This window comes from Pseudomonas sp. CFBP 13711 (assembly GCF_014842265.1).
In the GTDB taxonomy this organism is placed as follows: Bacteria; Pseudomonadota; Gammaproteobacteria; order Pseudomonadales; family Pseudomonadaceae; genus Aquipseudomonas.
Window position 1 is genome coordinate 221,619 of record NZ_JACYVI010000003.1, and the last position, 23,605, is coordinate 245,223.

A 23,605-nucleotide genomic window follows, 5' to 3' on the forward strand; every position below is an offset into this window, starting at 1 on the left:
GAAAAACGCTGACGTTCGGGCCAGCCACACATCACCTCTCGAAAACCGAGAGGCCACCCACGCTCTGGACGGACATCAACCACCTGGGATAGCGTGCGCCTCCAACGAAACTCAAAGTGCCCACCCCATGACCGACCGTCAACTCATCGTCCCGGACGAAATGCGTCTACTCGCCGAGCGCGCGGGCTATGCCCCTGCCGTCAAGGTCGGCAAAACGCTTTACTGCGCCGGTCAGGTCGGTCGCACCCCTGAGCTGACAGTCATCGAAGACCCGGAGCAGCAATTCCTGGCCGCGTGGGAAAACCTGCGGCTCGTGCTGGCCGCTGGAGGATGCACCTTCGAAGACGTCGTCGACCTGACGACCTACCACGTCGATCTGCACCGTCACATGCCCGTGTTCAGGGAGGTGAAGGACAAGGTCTTCCCCCGGGGCACCTGCGCGTGGACCTGCCTCGGCGTCAGCGAACTGGCCAGGCCGGGACTGCTGGTGGAAATCAAGTGCGTGGCGGTGCAGCGCTGATCATCAGCGGCGTGGCCAGTGTGAGCGACGCGCAGGCGCATCGGCTTCGGGAAACCCAGGCTGATGCGTCAGTTATCCCGACGCTTCAGCCTGCCATTCACCCTCAGCGCGCGGTGATCTTCCACGCGCGGTGGATTTTGCCGTTGCGTGCAAAGTCCGGGTCGACGGTGTGCTGGGTGATCTCCTCCACCGCATAACGCTCCACCAGCGTCTCTTCGAGCTGGAATTTGCGGAAGTTATTGGAGAAATACAGCACGCCGCCCGGCGCCAGACGCGCCATAGCCAGGTCGATCAGTTGAACCTGATCGCGCTGGACGTCGAACACGCCTTCCATGCGCTTGGAGTTGGAGAAGGTCGGCGGGTCGATGAAGATCAGGTCGTACTCTTCGCGACTGGCCTCCAGCCACACCATCACGTCGCCCTGCTCCAGACGATTCTTGTCCGAGAAGCCGTTCAGCGACAGGTTGCGACGCGCCCAGTCCAGGTAGGTTTTCGACAGATCGACACTGGTGGTGCTGCGCGCGCCGCCCTTGGCTGCGTGCACGCTGGCGGTCGCGGTGTAGCAGTAGAGGTTGAGGAACCGCTTGCCGGCCGCTTCGCGCTGGATCCGCATGCGCATCGGCCGGTGATCGAGGAACAGGCCGGTGTCCAGGTAATCCGTGAGGTTGACCAGCAGCTTCACGCCGCCTTCGTTGACCTCGTTGAATTTGCCCTGGGCGCTCTGGCGCTCGTACTGCTTGGTGCCGCTCTGGCGTTCGCGACGTTTGACCACCACGCGGCTTTTGTCGATGCCCAGCGCCTGAGGGATGGCCGCCAGCGCATCGAACATACGGATCGAAGCCTTTTCCGGATCAATGGACTTCGGCGCCACATACTCCTGAACATGGACCCAGTCGTGGTACAGGTCGATGGCCATGGCGTACTCGGGCATGTCCGCATCGTAGACGCGGTAGCAGTCGATGCCTTCGCGCTTGACCCACTTGCTCAGCGCCTTGACGTTCTTCTGCAGGCGATTGGCGAACATCTGCCCGCCTTCGCTCAGGCGCGGTTGCTCGATGACCGGCGCGGGGGCCGGCGTCGGCTTGATCGGGTTGCCATTCTTGTTGTACTGGCGCTCCTGCGGCTCGTCCGGCGCCTGATCGTAGGCGGCTTGCTCACGCTCGGCCTGACGCTGCTCCGGGGTGCGACGCTCGCCGGTGACGAACTGATCCGGCAGCACTTTGATCAACAACAGCTTGCACGGCAGTGCGCCGTTCCAGAACGCGTACTGCTTGTGGCTGCGAATGCCCATGCGCTTGCCCAGGTCAGGCGCACCGGTGAACACCGCCGCTTCCCAGTTCAGGCAGGCCTGACGCAGGCGCTCGCCGAGGTTCTGGTAGAGATACAACAGGCTGGCTTCGTCACCGAGACGCTCGCCGTACGGCGGGTTGCAGATGACCAGACCGGTCTGGTTCTGATCGGGACGCGGCTCGAAGGTCGCCACTTCGCCCTGGTAGATCTTGATCCACTCGCTCAGGCCGGCGCGCTCGACGTTGTTGCGGCCCGGCTGGATCAGACGCGGATCGGCTTCGTAACCCCGAATCCACAGCGGCGGCTTGGCCAGACCCGCTTGCGCACGCTCCAGCGCTTCGTCATGCAGCTTGCGCCAGATCGCCGGCACGTGGCCCAGCCAGGCGGAGAAACCCCAGCGCTCGCGCTTGAGGTTGGGCGCGATGTCGGCGGCAATCATCGCCGCTTCGACCAGGAAAGTCCCCACGCCGCACATCGGGTCAGCCAGCGCGCCGCCTTCAGCGGCAATGCGCGGCCAGCCGGAACGGATCAGGATCGCGGCGGCCAGGTTTTCCTTGAGCGGCGCGGCGCCTTGCTGCAGACGGTAGCCGCGCTGGTGCAGGCTGTGGCCGGAGAGGTCCAGGGACAGAATCGCTTCGCCGCGGTCCAGACGCAGGTGCACGCGCAGATCCGGGTTGAGCTTGTCCACCGACGGGCGTACGCCGTCTGCCGTGCGCAGGCGGTCAACGATGCCGTCCTTGACCTTCAAGGCGCCGAAATGGGTGTTGTCGATGCCAGAACCGTGACCGCTGAACTCCACGGCCAGCGTACCTTCCGCTTCCAGATGGTCAGCCCACTCGATGTCATGCACGCCGTGGTAGAGGTCCTCGGCGTCTTTCATCGGGAAACGCTTGAGCACCAGCAGCACCCGGTTGGCCAGACGCGACCACAGGCACAGCCGGTAGGCGGTCTCCATGTCGGCGGTGCCGCGGATGGCGGAAGTGTGTTCGCGGGTTTCCTCGAGACCGAGGGCGGTGGCTTCCTCCGCCAGCAAGCCTTCGAGGCCTTTTGGGCACGTGAGGAAAAGTTCGTAACGGTCCGACATGAGTATTCCAGAGCCTAAGGCCATAGCGGCCGGACAACGCATTGTCCGGCCCGATTCCAACAGATGCCTTTCAAGGAGGACGCCTGCGCGGCACACAGTTTGTGCCTGTCCCTCGCACCGATACATTTCGAGTGCGACGGTCCGCCAGCGCATCAACGCCGACGTTTTGATGTTAAAAAACCACTATTCAGCACGACGGTGGCTGCAATAAAAAGTCACATTGCCGACCCTTCGTCGTTTTTCCACTGACCGCAAACGGCCAGCACTCTCAATTGCGAAACACTTGCACTGCCACGTGAAAGCCCCGGTTCAAGGGGTCCTCTGACAAAACTGCGCTGAAACGCGTCAGCGCTTATGGTCGTAATGCTTGAATGGTTACGTTCTTATGACAAAACGATCATTCACAGCGTATCTTTCATTGGTTAGAAATCACCCAAGGTCATCGCTGCAACGGCGGTTGCCTCAAGCCCGCGACGCCGGCAGCGGGCTGCTAACGGCAGAGGATTTTCTGCCGGACCTCAACCTGAGGTCTCCAGGGACATTACAGTCAACAAACGAGGGCAACACCCTATGAGAAGACTTAAGCGTGATCCGATGGAAAGAGCATTTTCGCGCGGATACCAGTACGGCGTATCCGGTAAATCCCGTGAGCTTTGCCCATTTACTCTACCGTCAGTGCGTCAAGCCTGGATCAATGGCTGGCGAGAAGGACGCGGCGACAACTGGGACGGTATGACCGGCACTGCGGGCATTCACAGACTCAACGAACTTCACGCGGTCGGCTGACGCCACCCTCACGTTACAGCCTGACCTAAGCTTCTTCGACATTCCTGATCGCTTCATCATGACCACGCACGCCCCACCCGGGCGGCGGGCTAAAGCCCAAGAGGGGTTCCAGTCGGAACCCCTCTTTTCGTTCACGCCGTCAGCGATCAGACCGCTTGGCGAGTCATCGCTGCGATCGCGTCCACCGACTCGCGAATCAGCGCCGGCCCTTTATAGATAAAGCCCGAATAAATCTGCACCAGACTCGCCCCCGCCGCGATCTTCTCGGCTGCGTGCCTGCCTTCGGTGATGCCGCCAGCGGCAATGATCGGCAAGCGCCCACCCAACTCACCCGCCAGCACCTTGACGATGTGCGTGCTCTGCTCGCGCACCGGCGCGCCCGAAAGCCCGCCCGCTTCGTCACCGTGGGGCAAGCCCTCGACGCCCTTGCGGCTGAGGGTGGTGTTGGTCGCGATCACCGCGTCCATCCCCGATTCCAGTAACGCGCTGGCCACCAGCACGGTCTCTTCGTCGCTCATGTCCGGGGCAATCTTGATCGCCAGCGGCACGCGTTTGCCGTGGATCAGCGTCAGCGCTTCCTGACGTACCCGCAGGGCTTCGAGCAGTTGCTTGAGCGAATCGCCGAATTGCAGGCTGCGCAGTCCCGGCGTGTTGGGCGAGCTGACGTTGACGGTGATGTAACTGGCGTGGGCGTACACCTTGTCCAGGCAGATGAGGTAGTCATCCACGGCGCGCTCGACCGGCGTGTCGACGTTCTTGCCGATGTTGATGCCCAGCACGCCGTTGTACTGCGCGGCCTGCACCCGGCTCACCAGATGGTCGACGCCCAGGTTGTTGAAGCCCATGCGGTTAATGATCGCCTGGGCGTGGGGCAGACGGAATACGCGCGGTTTTGGATTGCCCGGCTGCGGGCGCGGCGTCACAGTGCCAATCTCGACGAAACCGAAGCCCAGTTGGGCGAAGCCGTCGATGGCCGCGCCGTTCTTGTCCAGCCCTGCCGCCAGCCCGACCGGGTTGGGGAAGCGCAGGCCCATGACGGTCACCGGCAACTGCATCGGCGCCTTGTTGAACAGGCCGTTGAGCCCCAGACGCCCGCCCGCTCCGATCAGGTCAATGGACAGATCGTGGGAGGTTTCCGGGGAAAGTTTGAACAGTAACTGGCGGGCCAGGTTATACATGGGCGGGGGCGGCTCGATTGCGGCTGGGATCAGCGGCGGATTATAAACGCCGGTGCGGGCGAAGCGCGAGGCATGTCGAGAACTTTGCTTACAACCTCGGCTCCCGCTGGCATATGGCTTGCTTGGCGTCCTGTATCGACTCGATCCAATGGCGGAGCGAGCCACAGGACAACGACGTCGCTGGCGCCCCGGTTCAATCGGGGCGAGGCGGCGTGTTTTTTTGGACGATCGGCAGCGCTGACCAGCGCGTCGGCTTCCGCGCGGAATGGCAACCATGACTGAAACGCTTACCCCCTCGCTGGCCTGGGTCAACGGCAGCGATGCACCGGAACTGACCAGTGTCGACCTCGGCTTCATGGCGCTGACCGACAGCGCCTCACTGATCGTCGCCGCGACCCAAGGCTTCGCTCAGCCCTATGGCCTGCACATCAACCTGCACCGGCAGACATCGTGGGCCAACCTGCGCGACAAACTGGTCAGCGGCGAACTTCACGCCGCCCACAGCCTTTACGGTCTGGTCTATGCCGTGCAACTGGGGCTGGCCGGGCCGGCAAAAAACATGGCCGTGCTGATGGGGCTGAACCAGAACGGCCAGAGCATCAACCTGTCGAGAGCGCTGCAGGATGCCGGCGTGACCACTCCTGAGGCACTCGATCGGCGCACGCACCAAAGCGACTCAAAACTGACGTTCGCCCAGACCTTCCCCACCGGCAATCATGCGTTGTGGCTTTATTACTGGCTCGCGAGCCAGGGCATTCATCCGCTGCGCGACGTCGACAGCGTGGTGGTGCCACCGCCGCAGATGGTCGAGCACTTGCAGGCCGGGCGCATCGACGGTTTTTGCGTCGGTGAGCCGTGGGGTGCCAGCGCGGTTCAGCAGAACCTGGGTTTCACCCTGGCGACCTCCCAGGCCATCTGGCCGGATCACCCGGAAAAGGTGTTGGGGTGCAGCCTGGAATTCGCCGAGCAGTACCCAAACACGGCGCGGGCGCTGGTGATGGCGGTGCTTGAAGCCAGCCGTTTCATCGAAGAGAGCACCGACAACCGGCGCAGCACCGCGCAGCTGCTCAGCGCCGCCGAGTACGTGAATGCACCTGTGGGCGCCATCGTATCCCGGCTGCTGGGCGAGTACGACGACGGGCTCGGCAACCGATGGCACGACCATCACGCGATCCGCTTCCATAGCGACGGTCAGGTGAACATGCCTTGGCTGTCCGACGGCATGTGGTTCATGACCCAGTTCCGCCGCTGGGGTTTGCTCCGCGAAGACCCGGATTATCTCGACGTCGCCCGCAGCGTCCAGCAGCTCGACCTGTACCGCGAGGCCGCCGACGCGCTGGGCATCGTTGTACCAGTGTCGCCGATGCGCAGCAGCCAGTTGATCGACGGCAAAATCTGGGACGGCAGCGACCCGGCGCGTTACGCCCGCAGCTTCAAGCTGCACGCGCTGGCCGATGCCGCCCTCGTTCATGCTGATCGCTGAGGAGACGCCAAGATGCTGCGAATCCTGTTGATCAACGACACCCCCAAAAAGGTCGGGCGCCTGAAAGCGGCGCTGACCGAGGCCGGCTTCGAGGTGATCGACGAATCCGGGCTGATCATCGACCTGCCGGCGCGGGTTCAGGCCGTGCGCCCGGACGTTATCCTCATCGACACCGAATCGCCGGGCCGTGATGTGCTGGAGCAAGTGGTGCTGGTGACCCGCGGTCTGCCGCGCCCCATCGTGATGTTCACCGACGAGCACGACCCGGTCGTGATGCGTCAGGCGATCAAGTCCGGGGTCAGCGCCTACATCGTCGAAGGCATTCACGCGCAACGCCTGCAGCCGATTCTGGACGTGGCCATGGCCCGCTTCGAAAGCGATCAGGACCTGCGCGCGCAACTGCATGCCCGCGACCAGCAACTGGCCGAACGCAAGCGCATCGAAACGGCCAAGGGCCTGCTGATGAAGATGAAGCAGTGCAACGAAGAAGAGGCCTACACCCTGATGCGACGCCAGGCCATGAGCCGGCAGCAGAAACTGATTCAGGTGGCGGAACAAATCATTGCCATGAGTGAGCTGTTGGGCTGAGCCTTTCCATTTTCGGGCTGGCCGTGCTTGTTTGATCCAGACGGTTTCATCCAGCCCGTCTCTCCAGCCCACAGCTCGCGGCGCACATTTGGCCCATGTATTGCTAGCTACACATCACAGGTAGCCAACGGCGGTTGCCCACTCACGACAAAGACGTCGCACCCCTTCGCGAAAGCGCACAGGGCTGCGGCGTTTTTCGTTTTTGCCCTGAACACATCGGGGCGGGTGGAGTGCCGGTCTGGTGCTTCGCCTGCATGACCTGACCCGTAGCGGTGCGAGCGACATCTCCACCGGACACGAATCCCTGCAGATGAGGTGGTAGATGAACACGAGTTTCTGGAAAGCCGGCCATAAACCGACACTGTTCGCAGCGTTCCTGTATTTCGACCTGAGCTTCATGGTCTGGTACCTGCTCGGCCCGATGGCCGTGCAGATTGCCGCCGACCTGCATCTGACCACCCAGCAGCGGGGCCTGATGGTCGCCACGCCGATTCTCGCGGGTGCGGTGCTGCGCTTCATCATGGGCATGCTCGCCGATCAGTTGTCGCCGAAAACTGCCGGGATCATCGGCCAGGTCATCGTCATCACCGCGCTGCTGGGCGCCTGGCAACTGGGCATTCACAGCTATGAACAGGCGCTGCTGCTCGGCGTATTCCTTGGCATGGCCGGCGCGTCCTTTGCCGTGGCCCTGCCGCTGGCCTCCCAGTGGTACCCGCCGCAGCACCAGGGCAAAGCCATGGGCATCGCCGGCGCCGGCAACTCCGGCACTGTGTTCGCCGCACTGATCGCGCCCGTCCTCGCCGCCAGCTTTGGCTGGAACAACGTGTTCGGCTTTGCCGTCGCGCCATTGCTGCTGACCCTCATCGCGTTCTCGCTCATGGCGAAAAACGCCCCGGAACGCCCCAAAGCCAAATCCATGGCTGACTATTTCAAAGCCCTGGGCGACCGCGACAGCTGGTGGTTCATGTTCTTTTACAGCGTGACCTTCGGCGGCTTCATCGGCCTGGCCAGTGCCCTGCCCGGCTACTTCAACGATCAATACGGCTTGAGTCCGGTGACGGCGGGTTACTACACCGCCGCCTGCGTCTTCGGCGGCAGCATGATGCGGCCACTGGGCGGCGCCCTTGCCGATCGCTTCGGCGGGATTCGCACGCTGTCGGGCATGTACGCCGTCGCCGCCATCTGCATCGCCGCCGTCGGGTTTAACCTGCCCAGCTCATGGGCTGCACTGGCGCTGTTCGTCGCGGCCATGCTCGGCCTGGGTGCCGGTAACGGCGCGGTGTTCCAGCTGGTGCCGCAACGCTTTCGCATAGAGATCGGCGTGATGACCGGCCTGATCGGCATGGCCGGCGGCATCGGTGGCTTCCTGCTCGCCGCCGGGCTCGGCGCGATCAAGCAGAACACTGGCGAGTACCAACTGGGCCTGTGGCTGTTCGCGTTCCTTGGCGTGCTGGCCTGGTTCGGCCTGATGAACGTCAAGCGTCGCTGGAGAACCACTTGGGGCTCGGCCGCGGTCACCGCCGCCCGTGTCTAGGCCGTGAGCGTCAATCCGCCGCTGACGCCGGTCGCCCCCACTGCGACCGGTTTGCAACTGCGCGTCGCCGAATTCAGCGCCACCGGGCCGCGGGCGGAGAATCAGGACGCCCTTCGCGTGGTCACTCCTGCTCCGGCGCTCGCGGCCAGCAAGGGCTATCTGTTCGCCCTTGCCGACGGCGTCAGCCAATGCGCCGATGGCGGTCTGGCGTCCCGGGCCACGCTGCAAGCGCTGGCGATGGACTACTACGCGACGCCGGAAACCTGGAGCGTCGCCCAGGCCCTTGACCGCCTGCTGCTGGCACAGAACCGCTGGCTGCTGGCCAACGGCTTGTTGACCACCCTCAGTGCGCTGGTCCTGCGTGGGCGACGATTCACCCTCGCCCATGTCGGCGACTGTCGCGTGTATCGCTGGCACTCAGGGCTGCTGCAGCGAATCAGCCAGGACCACGTATGGGAACAGCCAGACATGCAGCACGTGCTGAAACGCGCGCTGGGCCTGGATCAATACGTGGTCATGGATTACCTGGACGGCGAACTGCGGCCCGGCGAGCGCTTGCTACTGGTCAGCGACGGCGTGTGGGCAACGCTGGGCGATGACCGAATCGGCTCGATCCTCAACGAACAGGCAGATCTGGACACGGCTGTCCGAACGCTGGTCAATGCCGCACATCTGTCCGGCAGCGCCGATAATGCCAGCGCCTTGCTGATCCAGGTGGATCAGTTGGGCTCGGACAGCTTGGGTGAAACGCTGCTGCAACTGCAGCAATGGCCTGCCCCACCCCTTCTCAAAGCAGGCCAGATGTTCGAAGGCTGGCAGGTCGAAACGCGCTTGAGCGACTCGCGACAGTCCCTGCTCTTCCGCGTACGCGACAGCCAGCAGCAACCGTGGCTGCTGAAGACGCTGCCGCCCTCACGGGTTGACGAGGTCGGCGCGGCAGAGGCCTTGTTGCTCGAAGAATGGTTCCTGCGTCGCGTTGCGGGTCGCTTCTTTCCCGAGCTGCACCCGCTCGGCCAGCGCCAGCATTTGTACTACGTCATGCGCGAGTACCCCGGACAGACCCTGGCTGAGATCTTTGAGCAGGAAGGGCCGATGGCGCTGTCGCCGTGGCTGAGTCTGGCCAGGGAGTTGATCGCTGCCGTTGGTCTGCTGCACCGGCGCAACATCATTCACCGCGACATCAAGCCGGAGAATCTGCTGCTCGAGCAGGCGGGAGGTTTGCGCCTCCTGGATTTCGGGCTCGCCTACAGCCCGGGTCTGTCAGGGGATCAAGCCGGCGACGTGCCTGGTACACCCAGCTTCATGGCGCCTGAAGTCTTCGAAGGCGCAGAACCCTGCCCGGGTTTCGACCTATATGCCGCCAGCGTCACGCTGTATTTCCTGCTGACCGGTCATTACCCCTACGGCGAGATCGAGCCCTTCCAGCGCCGCCGCTTTGGCAAACCGCTGTCGGTCAGTCGTTACCGACCGGATGTCCCGGAGTGGCTGGAGCAGCATCTGCAACGCGCGCTGCTGGCTGATCCGCTGAAGCGCTTCGAGACTGCGGAGCACTGGCTCGTGCATTTTCAACAGGGCGAACTTTCGCCGCTGGATAAACGCACTGTCCCACTGCTGGAGCGCGAGCCGCTCAAGGTTTGGCGCGCAATTGCCCTGATGTCGCTGCTGATCAATCTGGTTTTGTGGGGTTTGCTGCTCAAACGCTAGTCCGGAATTAGTCGTTCAAGGGCATCTGCTTAGATGGATCCAGGTTCATCTCTGTCTATTCGCTTAGACGATCAGACCGGGAATGAATGGGGACGAGAGGAGGTTAAATCGCAGGCAAAGAAAAACCCGGCCGGAGCCGGGTTTTTCGTGAAGCGAGGCTAATTACTTAGCTTGGGCTTCTACTTGTGCTTCTACGCGACGGTTTACAGCGCGGCCAGCGTCAGTTGCGTTGTCAGCAACTGGGCGGGTTTCACCGTAGCCAACCGAGTTTACGCGGTTAGCGCCAACACCGTACTGGTTAACCAGAACTTGCTTAACGGCGTTTGCACGACGCTCGGACAGCTTCTGGTTGTAAGCGTCAGGACCGACGGAGTCAGTGTGACCTTCAACAGTGGTGGTGGTTTGTGGGTACTGCTTCATGAAGTCAGCCAGGTTCTTGATGTCGCCGTAGCTGTTTGGCTTCACAACCGACTTGTTGAAGTCGAATTTAACGTCCAGCTCAACGCGTACGACTTCAGCAACAGCTGGGCAGCCGTTAGCGTCAACAGTCACGTTTGCTGGGGTGTCAGGGCACTTGTCAACGTTGTCGCAAACGCCGTCGTTGTCGCTGTCGGAGCACACTTCAGCTACTGGAGCCGGTGCTGCTTCAACTTTCTTCGAACCGCCGCCGAAGTTCACACCGATACCGACGCTTGGCGCCCACTCGGTGTCGCCTTGGTCGATGTTGTACTGAGCTTCAACGCCAGCACGGGCATAGAAGTTGTCAGTGAAGTACAGCTTGGCACCGCCGCCGATGTTGGCGAAAGTGGAGCGGTTACGACCGTTGCTGCCGTTCTGATCGATGCTCTGATCGGAGAAACCAGCCGAAACGTATGGACGCAGCATGTCGCCCGGGTTGTTGAAGTGGTACAGAGCGTCCAGAGCGGTGTTCGCGCCCTTGATGTTCTGGCCATTGTCGCTACGGACGTTGTGCACTTCATCATAGCCCAGACGCAATTCAACGTCGTCGGTCAGGAAGTAGCCAACAGAACCGCCGAACAGGTTGCCGTCGTTTTTGAAATTACGAGCGCTGTCGAACTGTTCTTTCTTGGCGAAGCCTTCGATTTCGACTGCGCCTTGGCCTTGAGCCAGAGCGCCGAACGAAGTTGCGGCAACAATAGTACCAATGGCCAAGCCCAAGGTGTTTTTCAGTTTCATCCGTTAAATCCCCATCTGGTGATTGTAAAGCAGTCCCCCTTAGCGAGAGACAACTCGTCGGCAAGTCTATCAGAACTTGCCTGCTCGTTAGAGATATTTGCACCGAGTTAAGTTTCGGTAACGCCTGCAAATTTCTCACGTAATTTATCAAGTGCCCGTTTGTAACGCATTTTCGTGGCACTCAGGCCCATGTGCATGATGTCAGCGATCTCCTGAAATTCCAGCTCTGCGACAAATCGTAGCACCAGAATTTCCCTGTCGATCGGATTCACATGCACAAGCCAACGATCAAGCCCGCCCTTTTCTTCTGGTTTCGGCGTCTTTTCTTCCGACGCTTCCTCGAGGGGGTCAAGACTCAAAGCGTCCAGCAACCGACGCTTTCGTCGCTCCTTCCTGTACTGCGTGATGCATTCGTTGTACGTGATGCTGTAGAGCCAGGTTTTGAACTTCGATTTACCCTCGAAGTTCTTCAAGCCATACAACACCTTAAGCATCACTTCCTGACAGACATCGTCAGCATCGCGATCGTTCCCCAGATACCGTGCGCAGACGTTAAAAAGTGTCCGCTGGTAACGACGCATCAGCTCTTCGTAGGCACGCGTCACATGAAACAGCTCGGCGTGCGAACGCGCAACCAGCTCCTCATCGGAGAGCTCGCGTGGGTCGTAGCGCAGAGAGGGCGTTTGAACGTTATTCAAAACAAGTCGTGCCGACAGTCGGGTAGATGTCCGCCGCGCCCGGGAATCGCCCGGGTTTTGCGGCGGCATACATTAGCAGATTCGCCGGCTCAACGGCTGCTCACTCGCTGCTCAAGGAGGATCCGGTTGGACAAAGACACCAACTCGCCTTCCTCGGTCAGCAGGGTGGTCTTCACCGTGCCAATTTCTTCGATCTGCCCTTCGACCTCACCCACACGCACTTGTTGCCCAACCTGGTACAGCTCACGTACATAAATTCCTGCCAGGATCTGGCTCGCGATTTCGCGGCTTCCCAGGCCCATGGCCAGCGCAACGGCCAGACCAACGGTAATCAATCCGATAACAATAACGTGGTTCAGCAGGTCGGTTTTGACCTCCAGCTGACTGATCGCCACCGAAATACTGATGATGATCACCAGCCACTGGGCGATTCGCCCCAGGCCAGCCGAGTAATCCAGGCCCACCCCTTCGGCAGCGCCCCGCACAATACCGTTGACCAACTGCGCCAGCAAGACACCCACCAGCAACACCAGCGCGGCGCCGAACACCTTCGGCAGGTACAGCGCGAGCATGTCCAGCGTCGCCGAGACCCGCTCCAGCCCCAGCGATTCTGCCGCCGACACCAGAAAAATCAAGAGCACGAACCAATAAACGATCTTGCCGATCAGGGTCGAAATCGGGACCTGAATGCCCGCGCGGCTGATCAGCTTGGTCAAACCGGTGCCGCCCATCAGGCGATCCAGACCGAGTTTGGCCAACAACTTCGAAAGCAGGGTGTCGAGCAGCTTTGCCACCACGAAGCCCAAAAGCACTACGACCAGCGCGCCGAACAGATTCGGGATGAAATTCGCGACTTTGGTCCACAGCGCAGTCATTGCGGTAACCAGGCTCTGCGTCCAGAGATCCAATTCCATATTCAATCAGCCTTGTCTTGTGTACCGGCACCGGTAAACGTAGTACCGGCACGTGTCGCCTTGCGGCGGGAAACGGGTGAAACGTGAGCGGAGCCGTTATTGACGGCGATCATTAAAGCCTGCGTGCAACGACCCAGAAGGCTGAACAGATCACCGGCGCCCACCTGACGGTTGGCGGTCTTCAACACTCGGCCCAGAACGGCATCGTCGTCCCGGCTGCTGGACGACGAGTTGAGCATGTCTCGCAGTGATTCTTCAAACGGGTCGTGCATAGGCACCTCACGCAATGTCACTGAAAGACGCAGCCAATTCTGCCTGAGTCACACGACACACATGAACGCCTTCCGATTTTTCATCCTCACACCCAGCGCAAACGCTTGAACAGCCACATCTGGCCGACGGCCACAACGAGCATCAAGCCGCAAGCGTACACAAATCCGTAGGGATTTTCCGACCCCGGGATGCCCCCCACGTTGATCCCCAACAATCCTGTCAGGAAGCTCATCGGCAGGAAAATCCCAGTGATGATCCCAAACCGATACATGGTCCTGTTCATTCGCTCGTTGAGGCGCCTGTCTTCCGCCTCAAGCACCAGCCCCACGCGCTCTCGGGTCAATTCCAGCTCTTCGAGATAGCGCGTCAGGCTGTTATTCAATTCGTTCCAGTAGTCGGCATCGTCTTCCACGAACCACGGCATCTTGCTGCGCGTCAGCTGGGCGTAGATTTCGCGCTGCGGTGCAAGGAACCGACGCAGTCCCGCCGCTCGCCGGCGGATGTGCACCATGTTGCCGTGCTCGGGCAGATACCGCTCGTCGGCATCTATGCGTTCTTCCATGTCATCGACCAATTCGGTCAGCTCGCTGACCACTGCCTGAACCTTGTCGGTCAGAAACTGAGCCAGGTACAGCAGCAATTCGGACGCGGTTTTCGGGCCCTTGCCCTCATTCAGTGAAGTGATCAGCTCATCGGTTGCCCTTAGCGAGCGCAAACGCAACGAGATAACGCGCTGGGCGGCGGCAAAGATGCGTACCGAGACCATGTCTTCCGGTTCGGCGCCAGGGTTCAGGTTGATCCCGCGCAGGAACAGCAACAGCTCGTTGTCGGGCAATGCCAGTAGCCGTGGCCGGGTGTTTTCTTCCAGCATCAGGTCACAAACGAACTCGCTGAGACCGCTGGTCTTGCGCAGCCAGGTCTGGGTCTGCGGATGGCTGCGATCCCAGTGGAGCCACACACTTTCGTGGGGCTCCAGCTGCAGGCCATCCAGTGCAGTTCGGGGGATTGAACGCGCCCCGCCCTTCCCGTCCAACACAAGGGCATGAACCAGCCCCCACTGCGCGTTTGTTTCGTCGAACATTCGTGTCCTTGCTGAGTGAATGGCTACCAGCGTGAAGAGGGATAAAACCGATCAGTCCGGCATCTTCAGTGCGCTGGGCGAGACGATGATTCCGTTGTTGTCGGCATAGATGAATTCGCCCGGCTTGAACGTCACACCGCCGAAGGTCACCACCTTGTTCAGGTCACCGAGGCCACGCTTTTCGGTCTTGAGGGGGTGACTGGCCAATGCCTGCACGCCGAGGTCGGTCTGTGCAAGTACATCGACGTCGCGGACGCAGCCGAAGATCACCATGCCCTCCCAACCGTTTTTCGCTGCTTTTTCGGCAATCATGTCGCCGAGCAATGCGCAACGCAGCGAGCCTCCGCCGTCCACGACCAATACTTTTCCGTGGCCAGGCTGCTCGGCCTGCTCGCGCACCAGCGAATTGTCTTCGAAGCACTTGAGCGTGACGATCTCGCCGCCGAATGAATCACGGCCACCAAAGTTGCTGAACATCGGCTCCACCACCTGAACCCGCTCAGGGTAGGCGTCGCACAAGTCCGGGGTGATGTAATGCATGGGTAACTCCTGTCAGGAAAGCTCTGTGATGAGGGAAAACAACTACAAGGATAGACGGCCTGCGTCAACGGCCGACGCTTCAACGGGCTGCATCCTTATAAAGCACCTCATACAGAACACAAACCTGACCAACGAGTCGCCACCTGCCGTTCGGCCCCGGTGATGAAGAATGGGTGCAGCTTAGCGACAAGTCGGCGTCCAAGGAATGGCTGAAACCGTGACTATGACGGAGTTGCCATCATGTTCAGCGTTGATTCAGCCTTTACCACCGGAACATGGCGGTTCAACCAGTCCGCCACGCGAGGCCACACCTGGGTTTGCGCGGCTTTGCTGACCAGCATCGGCACGTGGCCGAAGTCTTCACTGAAACCCTGTTCGCGGCCCAGGACGAGAAACGTCTTGTCTTCGCTGCCGAACCGCTCGAAGAGCTCGCGGCAGGCCCATGCCGGGTCCTGATGATCGCCAGCGCCAGCCACGCACAGCAGCGGGACCGTCACCTGTTGCAGCCCGGCCCACCAGTCCTCCTTCTTGTGCCCGAAGCCGCCGAACAGGCTATGCCAGCGCATGCTTTCCAGCAGGACGCCCATGGGCTCGTCTTCCGGGCCGCGCTTGAAACGCGGGCCTGCCACGTGCTCGAAGCGCTTGAGCAGCAGCCGTGCAGCCCATTGCAGTGGCGGTACTTTCAGCGGCCAGTGGCTTCGGGTGACCTGACTGCCGAACAGCGCCACCGAGGCCGCGTCGTCCGCCGCCAGGTACTGCCCGCCGAATGCTGCGGCCAGGGTCGTGCCGCCCAGGGAGTGGCCGATCCAGTGGGGCGCCTCGCCAGTCTGCTCGCGCACGAACGCAGCGATGGCCGGCAGATCAAAGCGGGCGTAATCGGCCACGCAATTGGTTTTGTACGCACTGTTGCGCGCCGACAGGCCGTGACCGCGCATTTCCGGGATCCACACATCGAACCCGGCGCGGGCCAGATACGCGCCCAGGCCGATGCCCTTGGGCGAGTACCAGAAGCGCCGATTGGAAAAGCTGCCGTGCAGCAGGACCACCGGCACGCCTCGGGCATCCGGTGCAGCCACAAGACCCAGCCGGGTGACGGCGATTTCGACAGTGAAATCCGGGCTGTTGCCGGGCTTCAAACGGTAGACGTCCTCGGTCAGGTCGCCACGACGCTCGGCACTGATCAGGGCCACGGGAAAGAGATGACTGCTGCTTTGCATGGTGCTTTTGCTGGACGCTCTTGGTGGATTAGGGCTGGCCGATGGCCGGGACAGCAGGTTGACGCTGCCAGCGCGCTGAAAATCACCCACAAAAAAGGGCGGATTCGTTAAAAACCGCCCTCTCGGGAAACCGGCCCATGGAAACGGGCCGGCATCTTACTCGATCTGCATCAGGTTGGAGCGTCCTCTTCGGACAGGAAGAACCAGGTTTCCAGTACCGAATCGGGGTTCAGAGAAACGCTTTCGATGCCCTGTTCCATCAGCCAGCGCGCCAGATCCGGGTGATCGGACGGGCCCTGGCCGCAGATGCCGATGTATTTGCCGGCCTTGTTGCAGGCCTGAATGGCGTAGGACAGCAGCTTCTTGACCGCAGGATTACGCTCGTCAAACAAGTGGGCGATGATCCCGGAGTCACGGTCCAGGCCCAGGGTCAGCTGGGTCAGGTCGTTGGAACCGATGGAGAAACCGTCGAAGAATTCGAGGAACTCATCGGCCATCAGGGCGTTGGACGGCAGTTCGCACATCATGATCACGCGCAGACCGTTCTCGCCACGGGCCAGACCGTTCTCAGCAAGCAAATCGATAACCTGACTCGCTTCGCCCAGGGTGCGGACGAACGGCACCATGATTTCGACGTTGGTCAGGCCCATCTCGTTGCGTACGCGCTTGAGGGCACGGCATTCCAGCTCGAAGCAGTCGCGGAAGTTTTCGCTGATGTAACGCGACGCGCCACGGAAGCCCAGCATCGGGTTTTCTTCTTCCGGTTCGTAGAGTTTTCCGCCAATCAGGTTAGCGTATTCGTTGGACTTGAAGTCCGACAGGCGCACGATGACTTTTTTCGGCGAGAAGGCCGCTGCCAGGGTGCTGATGCCTTCCACCAGCTTCTCGACGTAGAAACCGACCGGATCGTTGTAACCGGCGATGCGCTTGTCGACGCTTTCCTTGATGTCCTGGGGCAGGTTGGCGTAGTTCAGCAGCGCCTTGGGGTGCACGCCGATCATGCGGTTGATGATGAATTCAAGACGCGCCAGGCCGATACCGGCGTTGGGCAGCTGGGCAAAATCAAAGGCGCGATCGGGGTTGCCGACGTTCATCATGATCTTGAACGGCAGGTCAGGCATGGCGTCGACGGAGTTCTGCTTGATGTCGAAGCCCAGCTCGCCTTCGAAGATGTAACCGGTGTCGCCCTCGGCGCAGGACACGGTGACGCCCTGACCTTCCTGCAACAGCTCGGTGGCATTGCCGCAACCCACTACCGCCGGAATGCCCAGCTCGCGGGCAATGATCGCCGCGTGGCAGGTGCGCCCGCCGCGATTGGTGACGATGGCGCTGGCACGCTTCATGACCGGTTCCCAGTCCGGGTCGGTCATGTCGGAGACCAGCACGTCGCCGGGCTGGACTTTGTCCATCTCGGACACGTCCTTGATGATCCGCACCTTGCCGGCGCCGATGCGCTGGCCGATGGCGCGGCCTTCCACCAGAACGGTGCCCTTCTCCTTCAGCAGGTAACGCTCCATGACATTGGACGAACTGCGGCTTTTCACGGTCTCCGGACGCGCCTGCACGATGTACAGCTGGCCGTCGTCGCCGTCTTTGGCCCACTCGATGTCCATCGGGCACTGGTAGTGCTTTTCGATGATCATGGCCTGGCGTGCCAGGTTGCTGACTTCATCGTCGCTGAGACAGAAACGCGCGCGGTCGGCCAGGTCGACGTCGATGGTCTTGACCGATTTGCCGGCCTTGGCTTCTTCGCCGTAGATCATCTTGATCGCCTTGCTGCCCAGGTTGCGGCGCAGGATCGCCGGGCGACCGGCTTCAAGGGTGTTTTTATGAACGTAGAATTCGTCCGGGTTGACCGCGCCCTGGACGACGGTCTCGCCCAGGCCGTAGGCGCCGGTGATGAAAACCACGTCGCGGAAACCGGATTCGGTGTCCAGGGTGAACATCACGCCGGCGGTGCCGGTTTCAGAACGCACCATGCGCTGCACGCCAGCGGACAGCGCCACCAGCTTGTGGTCGAAACCCTGATGCACGCGGTAGGAAATGGCGCGGTCGTTGAACAGCGAGGCGAACACTTCTTTCGCCGCGCGGATCACGTTTTCGACGCCACGGATGTTCAGGAAGGTTTCCTGCTGACCGGCGAAGGAGGCGTCCGGCAAATCTTCAGCGGTAGCGGAAGAGCGCACGGCCACCGCGATGTCCGGGTTGCCCGCCGAGAGCTCGGCGAAGGCGGTGCGGATTTCAGCGTTGAGCTTCTCGGGGAATTCAGCCTCCATGATCCACTGACGGATCTTGGCGCCGGTTCTGGCCAACTCGTTGACGTCGTCGACATCCAGCGCGTCGAGGGCCTGATGGATCTGATCGTTCAGGCCACTCTGCTCAAGAAAGTCACGGTACGCCTGAGCGGTAGTGGCAAAGCCACCGGGAACGGACACGCCTGCGCCCGCCAGGTTGCTGATCATCTCGCCGAGGGATGCGTTCTTGCCCCCCACGTGCTCAACATCATGTTTGCCGAGCTTATCGAGGGAAACTACGTACTCTACCAAGGTGATCTCTCCACTAACCGGTTATTGTTGGAAATGCTTTGGTGCGGGAATCGCGGCGATTGAAAACGGGTAGACTGCGGCCAGTCATGGCCCGCAAGCCGGCCTATCATATCCACAAATTGTCTTCAGCTTAAGGCCCCGGGGCGCAAATGAAACGATCCGCTTTTTTCATCTCCGATGGCACCGGCATTACCGCCGAAACCCTTGGCCAGAGCCTGCTAGCGCAATTTGAAAACATTACATTCAACAAGTTCACGCGCCCCTATATCGACAGCGTCGAGAAGGCGCGGGCCATGGTGCAGCAAATCAACAAGGCCGCCGAGAAGGACGAAGCCCGCCCGATCATCTTCGACACCATCGTGAACCAGGACATCCGCGAGATTCTCGCGACCTCCGACGGCTTCATGATCGACATCTTCTCGACCTTCCTCGCCCCGCTGGAGCTGGAGCTTAGTTCACACTCGTCGTACTCGGTGGGGAAATCCCACTCCATCGGGCACAACTCCAATTACATGGAGCGGATCGAGGCGGTGAATTTCGCGCTGGACAACGACGACGGCGCCAGAACCCATTATTACGATAAAGCCGACATCATTCTGGTGGGCGTCTCGCGCTGCGGCAAAACCCCGACCTGCCTGTACATGGCCATGCAATTCGGCATCCGTGCGGCCAATTACCCGCTCACCGAAGACGACATGGAGCGCCTGCAGCTGCCCGCTGCGCTGAAACTGCACCGGGACAAGCTGTTCGGCCTGACCATCGACCCCGACCGCCTCACCGCCATCCGCCACGAACGCAAACCCAACAGCCGCTACGCCAGCTACGCCCAGTGCGAGTTCGAGGTGCGCGAAGTCGAGGGCCTGTTCCGCCGCGAAAACATCCCGCACATCAACTCCACGCATTTTTCGGTCGAGGAAATCTCGGCGAAGGTGCTGGTGGAGAAAGGCGTCGAGCGGCGGTTTAAGTAGCTGAGCAGCTGCAAGTTTGAAGCTACAAGCTGCAAGTTGACGGAGTCAGGCCTTGCCGTTCGGTCAGAAGCTGTCACCCGGCACGCGCACCCAACCTTCCATCAATACCCGTGCACTGCGGCTCATGATGGCTTTTTTGACTTGCCATTCGCCGTCGACCAGCACCGCTTCAGCGCCTACGCGCAGGGTTCCGGAGGGGTGGCCGAAGCGCACGGCGCTGCGTTCGCCGCCGCCCGCTGCCAGGTTGACCAGGGTGCCCGGAATCGCTGCCGCCGTGCCGATCGCCACTGCCGCGGTGCCCATCATGGCGTGGTGCAGTTTGCCCATGGACATGGCGCGGACCAGCAAATCTGTGTCTTCGGTTGTGACGCGCTTGCCGCTGGAAGACAGGTATTCCGCGGGCGCGGCCACGAACGCCACTTTGGGTGTGTGCTGACGCGTCGCTGCCTCCTCGACAGTGCCGATCAGCCCCATGCGCACGGCCCCATAGGCGCGGATTGTCTCGAACATGCTCAGGGCTTTCGGGTCGCTGTTGATCGCGTCCTGCAATTCGCTGCCGGTATAACCGATGTCGCGGGCGTTGACGAAGATGGTCGGGATGCCGGCATTGATCATCGTCGCCTTGAACGTCCCGACGCCCGGCACTTCGAGGTCATCCACCAGATTGCCGGTAGGGAACATCGAGCCGCCAGCGCCCTCCTCGTCGGCGGCCGGGTCCATGAACTCCAGCTGCACTTCCGCCGCCGGGAAGGTCACGCCATCGAGCTCGAAATCGCCGGCTTCCTGCACCGCGCCGTCGGTCATCGGCACGTGGGCGATGATGGTTTTGCCGATGTTGGCCTGCCAGATGCGCACTACCGCGACGCCGTTGCGGGGGATGCGCGCCGGGTCAACCAGACCGTTGCTGATGGCGAACGGGCCGACCGCCGCCGACAGGTTGCCGCAATTGCCGCTCCAGTCGACGAAGGCCTTGTCGATGGCAACTTGGCCGAACAGGTAATCGACGTCGTGATCGGCTTTCTCGCTCTTTGACAGGATCACCGTTTTGCTGGTGCTCGACGTCGCGCCGCCCATGCCATCGATATGCTTGGCGTAGGGGTCGGGGCTGCCGATCACCCGCAGTAACAAGGCGTCACGGGCAGCGCCGGGGGTTTGCGCGGCTTCGGGCAGATCGTCCCGGAGGAAAAACACGCCCTTGCTGGTGCCACCGCGCATGTAGGTCGCGGGAATCTTGATCTGTGCTGTGGAAGCCATGAACTGTTCCTTCTTGTCCTTTCTTATATAGAGAGCAGAGCGCGCATAGAGAGCAGAGCGCGCGTCAGCTCAGGCGACGGCCGAGGATTCGAGGAAGTCCTGGGCGAAGCGTTGCAATACGCCGCCGGCTTCGTAGATCAACACCTCTTCCCCCGTGTCGAGGCGGCAGGTCACCGGCACCTCCACGCGCTCGCCATTCTTGCGCTGGATGATCAGCGTCAGCGTGGCACCCGGCGTGCGCGCGCCGATCACATCGTAGATTTCACTGCCATCGATGCCCAGGGTCAGGCGATTGGTGCCCGGCTTGAACTCCAGCGGCAGCACGCCCATGCCCACCAGATTGGTGCGGTGGATGCGCTCGAAGCCTTCGGCGACGATGACTTCGACGCCCGCCAGGCGCACGCCCTTGGCGGCCCAGTCCCGGGACGAACCCTGGCCGTAATCGGCGCCGGCGATGATGATCAGCGGCTGCTTGCGCGCCATATAGGTTTCGATGGCCTCCCACATCCGCGTGACCTGGCCTTCCGGCTCGATCCGCGCGTAGGAACCCTGCTTGACCTTGCCGTTCTCCAGCACCATTTCATTGAACAGCTTGGGGTTGGCGAAGGTGGCGCGCTGGGCCGTCAGGTGATCGCCGCGATGGGTGGCGTAGGAGTTGAAGTCCTCTTCCGGCAGGCCCATTTTGTCCAGGTATTCGCCGGCCGCGCTGTCAAGCATGATCGCGTTAGACGGCGACAGGTGATCGGTGGTGATGTTGTCCGGCAACACCGCCAGCGGACGCATGCCCTTGAGGGTTCTCTCGCCGGCCAGGGCGCCTTCCCAGTACGGCGGGCGGCGAATGTACGTGCTCATCGGCCGCCAGTCGTAAAGCGGCGCGACTTTCGGCCCGGTATCTTCGTGGATGGCGAACATCGGGATGTACACCTGACGGAACTGCTCCGGCTTGACCGAGGCCTTCACCACCTGGTCAATTTCGGTGTCAGTTGGCCAGAGGTCTTTCAGGCGGATTTCTTGGCCGTTCGGGCCAAGACCCAGCACATCTTTCTCGATATCGAAGCGGATCGTTCCGGCGATGGCGTAGGCCACCACCAGCGGCGGCGAGGCGAGAAAGGCCTGCTTGGCGTAAGGGTGAATGCGCCCGTCGAAGTTGCGGTTGCCCGAAAGCACTGCCGTGGCGTACAGGTCGCGGTCGATGATTTCCTGCTGGATCAAGGGGTCCAGCGCGCCAGACATGCCGTTGCAGGTGGTGCACGCGAACGCGACGATGCCGAAACCCAGTTGCTCCAGCTCGCCGGTCAGCCCCGCTTCGTCGAGGTACAGCGCGACGGTCTTCGAGCCCGGCGCCAGGGACGACTTGACCCAGGGTTTGCGTGTCAGTCCCAGGCGATTGGCGTTGCGCGCCAGCAAGCCTGCAGCGATGACGTTGCGCGGGTTGCTGGTGTTGGTGCAACTGGTGATGGCGGCAATGATCACCGCGCCGTCCGGCATTTGGCCCGGGGTTTCCTCCCACGGCGCCGCAATGCCTTTGGCGGCGAGATCAGAAGTGGCTACACGTGCGTGTGGGTTGGACGGCCCGGCCATGTTGCGCACGACGCTGGACAAGTCGAAACGCAGCACGCGCTCATATTCGGCCGTGACCAGACTGTCGGCCCACAACCCGGTATGACGGGCGAAGGCTTCGACCAGCTGCACTTGCTGGTCTTCGCGACCGGTCAGCCGGAGATAGTCGATGGTCTGTTGATCAATGCTGAACATAGCGGCGGTTGCGCCGTATTCGGGGGCCATGTTCGAGATGGTCGCACGGTCGCCGAGGGTCAGCGCGCGGGCCCCTTCGCCGTAGAACTCAAGGTACGCGCCGACGACCTTTTGCTGACGCAAGTATTCGGTGAGCGCCAGCACCACGTCGGTGGCGGTAATGCCCGACTGCGGACGGCCTGACAGTTCGACGCCGATGATGTCCGGCAGGCGCATCCACGAGGCACGGCCGAGCATGACGTTCTCGGCTTCAAGGCCACCGACACCAATGGCGACGACGCCCAGCGCATCCACGTGAGGCGTGTGGCTGTCGGTGCCGACCAGCGTATCCGGGAAGGCGACGCCATTCAGCGTCTGGATCACCGGCGACATCCGCTCCAGATTGATCTGATGCATGATGCCGTTGCCCGGCGGGATCACTTCGACGTTCTTGAACGCCTGCTTGGTCCAGTTGATGAAGTGGAAGCGGTCTTCGTTGCGACGGTCTTCAATCGCCCGGTTCTTGCTGAACGCGTCCGGGTCGTAGCCCCCGCATTCGACGGCCAGCGAGTGGTCGACGATCAACTGCACGGGCACCACGGGATTGACCTGCGCGGGGTCGCCGCCCATGTCGGCAATGGCATCGCGCAAGCCGGCGAGGTCCACCAGCGCGGTCTGACCGAGGATGTCGTGGCAGACCACGCGCGCCGGAAACCACGGAAAGTCGAGGTCGCGCTTGCGTTCGATCAGTTGCGTGAGCGAGGCCGTCAGCGTCGTCGGATGGCAACGGCGCACCAGGTTTTCAGCGAGCACGCGGGAGGTGTAAGGCAGCGTGGCGTAGGCGCCGGGCTTGATTGCATCGACCGCCGCGCGGGCATCGAAATAATCCAGCGCAGTGCCGGGCAGGGCTTTGCGGTATTCAGTGTTCATCGTCAGGACTCGATCACGGTAGTTTCAAAAGGCGGGGGATTGCACCGGCCTTGAACTGAGCACGCTCCCACAGGAATTAGTCTCAG

At 61.6% G+C, this 23,605-nt stretch carries 19 protein-coding genes; 7 read left to right on the forward strand and 12 right to left on the reverse strand.

The window, feature by feature from the left end:
* Positions 1 to 127 precede the first annotated feature (127 nt).
* Positions 128 to 520 carry a RidA family protein gene (locus IFT47_RS08070; protein ID WP_192172448.1) on the forward strand — a complete coding sequence of 131 codons (393 nt, stop codon included), beginning with the start codon at positions 128 to 130 and terminating at the stop codon, positions 518 to 520.
* A gap of 103 nt (positions 521 to 623) precedes the next feature.
* On the opposite strand, the gene rlmKL is transcribed toward IFT47_RS08070, so the two are convergent.
* A complete protein-coding gene (gene rlmKL, locus IFT47_RS08075; RefSeq protein WP_192172447.1) occupies positions 624 to 2,894 on the reverse strand; it encodes a bifunctional 23S rRNA (guanine(2069)-N(7))-methyltransferase RlmK/23S rRNA (guanine(2445)-N(2))-methyltransferase RlmL in 2,271 nt (756 codons plus the stop codon).
* A 570-nt stretch (positions 2,895 to 3,464) separates the two neighbouring features.
* Between rlmKL and rmf the strand changes: the two genes are divergently transcribed.
* Entirely contained in the window at positions 3,465 to 3,680 is a 216-nt protein-coding gene (gene rmf, locus IFT47_RS08080; RefSeq protein ID WP_074887169.1) for a ribosome modulation factor, read from the forward strand.
* A gap of 146 nt (positions 3,681 to 3,826) precedes the next feature.
* Here the strand turns inward: rmf and IFT47_RS08085 are convergent, their stop codons facing one another.
* Positions 3,827 to 4,858 carry a quinone-dependent dihydroorotate dehydrogenase gene (locus tag IFT47_RS08085; RefSeq protein ID WP_192172446.1) on the reverse strand — a complete coding sequence of 344 codons (1,032 nt, stop codon included), beginning with the start codon at positions 4,856 to 4,858 and terminating at the stop codon, positions 3,827 to 3,829.
* 274 nt (positions 4,859 to 5,132) lie between these two features.
* On the opposite strand from IFT47_RS08085, the gene IFT47_RS08090 reads away from it, so the two are divergent.
* The 4 genes from IFT47_RS08090 (at position 5,133) to IFT47_RS08105 (ending at position 10,167) form a co-directional block, all read left to right on the forward strand.
* Positions 5,133 to 6,341 (forward strand): CmpA/NrtA family ABC transporter substrate-binding protein, encoded by a 1,209-nt coding sequence (locus tag IFT47_RS08090; protein ID WP_192172445.1) that lies wholly within the window; start codon positions 5,133 to 5,135, stop codon positions 6,339 to 6,341.
* A 12-nt stretch (positions 6,342 to 6,353) separates the two neighbouring features.
* The gene (locus IFT47_RS08095; protein ID WP_192172444.1) at positions 6,354 to 6,929 is read left to right on the forward strand and encodes an ANTAR domain-containing response regulator; all 576 of its coding nucleotides are present in this window, start codon (positions 6,354 to 6,356) and stop codon (positions 6,927 to 6,929) included.
* Positions 6,930 to 7,251: 322 nt separating this feature from the next.
* The gene (locus IFT47_RS08100) at positions 7,252 to 8,463 is read left to right on the forward strand and encodes a nitrate/nitrite transporter (RefSeq protein ID WP_192172443.1); all 1,212 of its coding nucleotides are present in this window, start codon (positions 7,252 to 7,254) and stop codon (positions 8,461 to 8,463) included.
* Between the two features lie 51 nt (positions 8,464 to 8,514).
* The gene (locus tag IFT47_RS08105; protein WP_192172627.1) at positions 8,515 to 10,167 is read left to right on the forward strand and encodes a bifunctional protein-serine/threonine kinase/phosphatase; all 1,653 of its coding nucleotides are present in this window, start codon (positions 8,515 to 8,517) and stop codon (positions 10,165 to 10,167) included.
* A gap of 162 nt (positions 10,168 to 10,329) precedes the next feature.
* Here the strand turns inward: IFT47_RS08105 and IFT47_RS08110 are convergent, their stop codons facing one another.
* From IFT47_RS08110 to ppsA, 8 genes are all read right to left on the reverse strand, one after another.
* Positions 10,330 to 11,364 (reverse strand): OmpA family protein, encoded by a 1,035-nt coding sequence (locus tag IFT47_RS08110; protein WP_037011036.1) that lies wholly within the window; start codon positions 11,362 to 11,364, stop codon positions 10,330 to 10,332.
* 107 nt (positions 11,365 to 11,471) lie between these two features.
* Positions 11,472 to 12,062, reverse strand: a complete 591-nt coding sequence (sigX, locus tag IFT47_RS08115; RefSeq protein WP_065988497.1) for an RNA polymerase sigma factor SigX — start codon at positions 12,060 to 12,062, stop codon at positions 11,472 to 11,474.
* Positions 12,063 to 12,151: 89 nt separating this feature from the next.
* Positions 12,152 to 12,976, reverse strand: a complete 825-nt coding sequence (locus IFT47_RS08120; RefSeq protein ID WP_037011040.1) for a mechanosensitive ion channel family protein — start codon at positions 12,974 to 12,976, stop codon at positions 12,152 to 12,154.
* Between the two features lie 2 nt (positions 12,977 to 12,978).
* On the reverse strand, positions 12,979 to 13,248 hold the full coding sequence (locus IFT47_RS08125) for a CrfX protein (RefSeq protein WP_192172442.1): 270 nt from the start codon (positions 13,246 to 13,248) through the stop codon (positions 12,979 to 12,981).
* A gap of 86 nt (positions 13,249 to 13,334) precedes the next feature.
* Positions 13,335 to 14,330: a zinc transporter ZntB gene (locus tag IFT47_RS08130; RefSeq protein WP_192172441.1), complete on the reverse strand. Its 996-nt coding sequence runs from the start codon at positions 14,328 to 14,330 to the stop codon at positions 13,335 to 13,337.
* Positions 14,331 to 14,381: 51 nt separating this feature from the next.
* The gene (rraA, locus tag IFT47_RS08135; protein WP_172612638.1) at positions 14,382 to 14,870 is read right to left on the reverse strand and encodes a ribonuclease E activity regulator RraA; all 489 of its coding nucleotides are present in this window, start codon (positions 14,868 to 14,870) and stop codon (positions 14,382 to 14,384) included.
* 221 nt (positions 14,871 to 15,091) lie between these two features.
* Positions 15,092 to 16,087 (reverse strand): alpha/beta fold hydrolase, encoded by a 996-nt coding sequence (locus tag IFT47_RS08140; protein ID WP_192172440.1) that lies wholly within the window; start codon positions 16,085 to 16,087, stop codon positions 15,092 to 15,094.
* A 170-nt stretch (positions 16,088 to 16,257) separates the two neighbouring features.
* Positions 16,258 to 18,633 carry a phosphoenolpyruvate synthase gene (gene ppsA / locus IFT47_RS08145; protein WP_192172439.1) on the reverse strand — a complete coding sequence of 792 codons (2,376 nt, stop codon included), beginning with the start codon at positions 18,631 to 18,633 and terminating at the stop codon, positions 16,258 to 16,260.
* 149 nt (positions 18,634 to 18,782) lie between these two features.
* Here ppsA and ppsR point away from each other — a divergent pair, with 149 nt between their 5' ends.
* Positions 18,783 to 19,601 (forward strand): posphoenolpyruvate synthetase regulatory kinase/phosphorylase PpsR, encoded by an 819-nt coding sequence (gene ppsR, locus IFT47_RS08150; protein WP_074887131.1) that lies wholly within the window; start codon positions 18,783 to 18,785, stop codon positions 19,599 to 19,601.
* A gap of 63 nt (positions 19,602 to 19,664) precedes the next feature.
* On the opposite strand, the gene prpF is transcribed toward ppsR, so the two are convergent.
* Both prpF and acnD read right to left on the reverse strand, forming a co-directional pair.
* A complete protein-coding gene (gene prpF, locus IFT47_RS08155) occupies positions 19,665 to 20,855 on the reverse strand; it encodes a 2-methylaconitate cis-trans isomerase PrpF (RefSeq protein ID WP_192172438.1) in 1,191 nt (396 codons plus the stop codon).
* 69 nt (positions 20,856 to 20,924) lie between these two features.
* The gene (gene acnD / locus IFT47_RS08160; protein ID WP_192172437.1) at positions 20,925 to 23,519 is read right to left on the reverse strand and encodes a Fe/S-dependent 2-methylisocitrate dehydratase AcnD; all 2,595 of its coding nucleotides are present in this window, start codon (positions 23,517 to 23,519) and stop codon (positions 20,925 to 20,927) included.
* Between the last annotated feature and the right edge of the window lie 86 nt (positions 23,520 to 23,605).